Source organism: Acidovorax sp. KPB24-03, from assembly GCF_057546605.1.
The window spans coordinates 1-4,343 of the sequence record NZ_BAAJYR010000297.1 but is presented as its reverse complement, the minus strand read 5'-3'; the positions used below and the strand labels follow the sequence as shown (position 1 = coordinate 4,343).

General features: G+C 68.5%; 4 protein-coding genes. 3 read left to right on the top strand and 1 reads right to left on the bottom strand.

Features of this window, described 5'->3' with window-relative positions; genetic code table 11:
• A partial coding sequence (locus AC27KI_RS19535; protein WP_487115353.1) for a hypothetical protein occupies positions 1-255 on the bottom strand: 255 nt, incomplete at its 3' end.
• Positions 256-701: 446 nt separating this feature from the next.
• On the opposite strand from AC27KI_RS19535, the gene AC27KI_RS19530 reads away from it, so the two are divergent.
• The 3 genes from AC27KI_RS19530 (at position 702) to AC27KI_RS19520 (ending at position 4,260) form a co-directional block, all read left to right on the top strand.
• Positions 702-1,049: a hypothetical protein gene (locus AC27KI_RS19530; RefSeq protein WP_487115351.1), complete on the top strand. Its 348-nt coding sequence runs from the start codon at positions 702-704 to the stop codon at positions 1,047-1,049.
• A 274-nt stretch (positions 1,050-1,323) separates the two neighbouring features.
• Entirely contained in the window at positions 1,324-2,226 is a 903-nt protein-coding gene (locus AC27KI_RS19525) for a hypothetical protein (protein WP_487115349.1), read from the top strand.
• 318 nt (positions 2,227-2,544) lie between these two features.
• Positions 2,545-4,260: an NAD(P)/FAD-dependent oxidoreductase gene (locus AC27KI_RS19520; RefSeq protein WP_284429656.1), complete on the top strand. Its 1,716-nt coding sequence runs from the start codon at positions 2,545-2,547 to the stop codon at positions 4,258-4,260.
• Positions 4,261-4,343 lie beyond the last annotated feature (83 nt).

Genomic DNA, 4,343 nt, shown 5'->3' with positions numbered 1-4,343 from the left:
CGGGGCCCCCAGGGACCGCGCTGCGCCGCCCACACGCCCCGACAGCCGCTGGAAGCGCCTGACCGCCCACCGCTGGTGGCCCTGGGCCGTGACCTTCGCCAGCGGCGCCTTCGTCCTTTTCGTCGTCTCGCTGCTGGTGCGCCAGGCACGCACGGTGGACTGGGCGGCGGTCTGGGCGTCGTTCCTGGCCTTGCCGGTGCCGGTGCTGCTGCTGGGCGGCGCGCTGGCGCTGGCCAGCCACCTGCTGTACAGCACCTTCGACCTGTTCGGGCGCCATTACACGCGGCACGGGCTGTCGGCCGGGCGCACGGTGGGCATCACGCTCATCGCCTATCCGTTCACGCTGAACCTGGGATCGATCATCGGCGGGGTGACGGTGCGCTATCGCCTGTACTCGCAGCAGGGGGTGTCGGTGGCAGCCATCGGGCAGGTGATCGGGATGAGCATCCTGACCAACTGGCTGGGCTATTTCTTCCTGGCGGGCGCGGTATTCTGGCTGTGGTCGCCGCAGCTGCCCGACAACTGGCACGTCGGCCCCCAGCACCTGCGCTGGATGGGTGCCGCCCTGACGGCGGCGAGCCTGCTGTACGTTGCCGCCTGCGCCCTGCGCCATGGCCGGCCCGTGCACCTGCGCGGGCACCGCATCGCCATGCCGCGCTGGCCCGTGGGCATGCTGCAGGTGCGCTGTCGGCGCCAACTGGATGGTGATGGGTGCGGCGCTGTGGGTGCTGACCGGGCAGCGCGCACCGTATGCGGCCGCGCTGGCGACGGTGCTGCTGGGCGCCGTGGCCGGGCTCATCTCGCGCATCCCCGCCGGGCTGGGCGTGCTGGAGGCCGTGGGCGTGGCGGTGCTGTCGGCCTACCTGCCCGCACCGCAGGCACTGGCCTCGGTGCTGGCCTACCGCATGCTGTATTTCTTCCTGCCCCTGGGGCTGGCTGCACTGGCGTTCGGCGGGGTGGAGTTGCTGGGCCGCCGCCGGCCCGGCATGGCAGGAGAATCCACCGCCCAGGCCGAGCATCAAAAAGCCCGCCAGCGCAATCAATACTAGGGCATAGTGCTATTAATTAAATAGCAAACGGGCTGAGCGCCGCAAGACCCAAGGCTGCGCCTGGAGGCCCTTTCCGTGGAATGCCGGGACAGGGATGATGGCAACCCGGTGCGGCCCCGCGCGACCGGACACCCGCGCCCGGTCTGTCAGCCCGTATCCTTCACACGGGTTCCCCCCCTTGAGCTCCTGGCACCGTCCACGAAAGAATCCGGAGCCAGTCGCAGGCCCATGGCAACAGCGCCGATGCGCCGCCCCCACCTCCAACAACCGAACCATGAAACCAGCCGACCCCGTCGATGCCGAACTCATCCGGCGCCTGCAGAAAACCTCCCGGCATTTCCTTTTGCACGCTCTGGAACACGCGCTGGCGGATGAGCGCAACGAGACCAACGCGCTGCAGACACTCGCCAACATTCAGGCCGCGCTCGAACTGCTCACCAAGCTGCGCATCGTCAGGACCGTCGGTTGGCAAGGCATCGCGGTGGCCAGCCTGCACACCAAGGCGCAAGCCGAGCTACTGCAGTCCATCCACGACGGACAGTTCAAGTCCATCGCTTTCTGGGAGAGCCGAAAAAAGGCCTCGTCCAGTCTGCTTCTCAACGCCCAGGACCTCCAGCTTCTCGACGATTTTCAGAACCGAAGGAATCAACTGATGCACCTCGGCCTGGACATGGACCCCGAAACGGTATTGGACGAGTCCATCTGGTTGCTGGTGCGGGTCATCACCCAGCTCGACTGGAAGGTCAATCTCCGGGCACAAGACCAATACCTGTCCAACAGCCTGAAGCAGTTCATCGGACTGGACCTGTATCAGAAGCTCATCGAAAAGACATCCTACGTGGACGAGGCCATTGACCGCGCGTACGACGATTTCGATCGCTTCGGCCCGGTCCGCTGCTGCCTGGCCTGCGGCAGCGATGCGATGGTGGAAAGCGAGCATGGCGATCTACGCTGCCTGGTGTGCCATTTCGAAGCCGGGCCCTTCACCATGGGGTTTCTCGACTGCCCAGCGTGCGGCCGAAAGGAAGGCGTGATCTATGACGTGCTCAACGTGGGCGACAACCTGTCCGTCCCCGGCAAATGCGGCTCCTGCAGGACGATGATGGACGTCTCGCGGTGCACCGCGTGCAAGGGCGACCACCTGACATCGGCGGGTTGCCAGTTCTGCGCGGACTAGCCCTTCTCCGGCATCGGCCTCGCGCCAGGCGCGACCTTGACGTGCGCCCTGCGCCATCGCGTGTTCGCTGCCATTCGGTCGGTCCGATCTCATGCACTTCGGAGCAGTGCAGGCCCTGCAGGCCGGCAACAAGGAAAAAGGCCTCCAGCGCAGTCAGTACTAGGGCATATTGCTATTAATTTAATAGCAATATGCCCTAGTACTGACTGCGCATCGGCTGGGCTTGCCGCACCCGGTCTGCCCGGCATCGCGGGCCTCCTTTATCATGCCGGTCCCCACGACATTGCCCTTCGCCCGATCGACACGGGCCCGCAAGCCATGATCCGCCTGTCCGAAATCAAGCTGCCGCTCAGCGCAGCCGAAGCCCCCGAGCCCGCCCTGCGCGCCGCCGCCTGCCGCATCCTGGCGCTGCCGCCCGAAGGCATCGCCCATGTCCACGTCTTCAAGCGCAGTTTCGATGCGCGCAAGGCCGAACTGCTGGCGGTGTACATCATCGACATCACCCTGGCCGATCCGTCGCAGGAGGCCGCGCTGCTGGCGGGGCACGCCGGGCAGCCCCACATCCAGCCCACACCCGACATGGTCTGGCGGCCGGTGGGCCGGGCGCCAGAGGGGTTGGCGCACCGGCCCGTGGTGGTGGGCTTCGGGCCCTGCGGCATCTTCGCGGCGCTGGTGCTGGCGCAGATGGGGTTCCGGCCCATCGTGCTGGAACGCGGCCGCGCGGTGCGCGAGCGCACGCAGGACACCTGGGGCCTGTGGCGGCGGCGCGAGCTGCAGGCGGAGTCGAACGTGCAGTTCGGCGAGGGCGGCGCCGGCACGTTCAGCGACGGCAAGCTCTACAGCCAGATCAAGGACCCGCGCCACCTGGGCCGCAAGGTCATGGAGGAATTCGTGCAGGCCGGCGCGCCGCCCGAGATCCTCTCGGTGGCGCACCCGCACATCGGCACGTTCAAGCTCGTCAAGGTGGTGGAGACGCTGCGCGAGCAGATCATCGCGCTGGGCGGCGAGGTGCGGTTCCAGCAGCGCGTGACCGACGTGGTGGTCGAGCAGGACGCCGCCGGCCAGCGCCACCTGCGCGGCCTGCAGGTGCTCGACCAGGCCACGGGCCAGACCCATGCGCTGCGCGCCGACCACGTGGTGATGGCGCTGGGCCACAGCTCGCGCGACACCTTCGCCATGCTGTACGAGCGCGGCGTGCACATGGAGGCCAAGCCCTTCTCGGTGGGCTTTCGCATCGAGCACCCGCAAGGGCTCATCGACCGCGCGCGCTGGGGCCGGCACGCCGGGCACCCGCTGCTGGGCGCGGCCGACTACAAGCTGGTGCACCACGCGGGCAACGGCCGTGCGGTGTACAGCTTCTGCATGTGCCCGGGCGGCACGGTGGTGGCCGCCACCAGCGAGCCGCACCGCGTGGTCACCAACGGCATGAGCCAGTATTCGCGCAACGAGCGCAATGCCAATGCAGGCATGGTGGTCGCCATCGATCCCAACGACTATCCGCACGACCCCGCGGCATTCGAGGCGGCGCTGGGCGGCCCCTATGGCGTGCAGGCGCTGGTGGCCGGCGCGACGCCGCATCCGCTGGCGGGCATCGTGCTGCAGCGCCAGCTGGAGTCGAACGCCTACGTGCTGGGCGGCAGCAACTACAACGCGCCCGCGCAGCTGGTGGGCGATTTCCTGGCACGGCGGGCTTCGCAAGCGCTGGGCTCCGTGGAGCCCTCGTACAAGCCCGGCGTCACGCTGACCGACCTCGATGCCGCCCTGCCCGGCTACGCCACCGAGGCCCTGCGCGAGGCGCTGCCGGCCTTCGGCAGGAAGATCAAGGGTTTCGACATGCACGACGCGGTGCTGACCGGGGTGGAAACGCGCACCTCGTCGCCCCTCAAGATCGGGCGCAACGAGGCCTTCCAGAGCCTGAACACCGCCGGCCTGTACCCGGCCGGCGAAGGCGCGAGCTACGCGGGCGGGATTCTTTCGGCCGGGGTGGACGGCATCAAGGTGGGCGAGGCCGTGGCGCGCGCGCTGCTCGCCTGACGCGCATGCCCGGCCCGCCGCCCAGCGCCTTCAGCGCACAGGCGGCACTGGCCTCAGCGGGGCGCCCAGTGCCCGGGCCGCAT

Bases quoted from the DNA above. Each gene is read 5' to 3' on its own strand.
- AC27KI_RS19530 (WP_487115351.1), top strand. From the start codon at position 702: ATGGTGATGGGTGCGGCGCTGTGGGTGCTGACCGGGCAGCGCGCACCG.
- AC27KI_RS19520 (WP_284429656.1), top strand. From the start codon at position 2,545: ATGATCCGCCTGTCCGAAATCAAGCTGCCGCTCAGCGCAGCCGAAGCC.
- AC27KI_RS19525 (WP_487115349.1), top strand. From the start codon at position 1,324: ATGAAACCAGCCGACCCCGTCGATGCCGAACTCATCCGGCGCCTGCAG.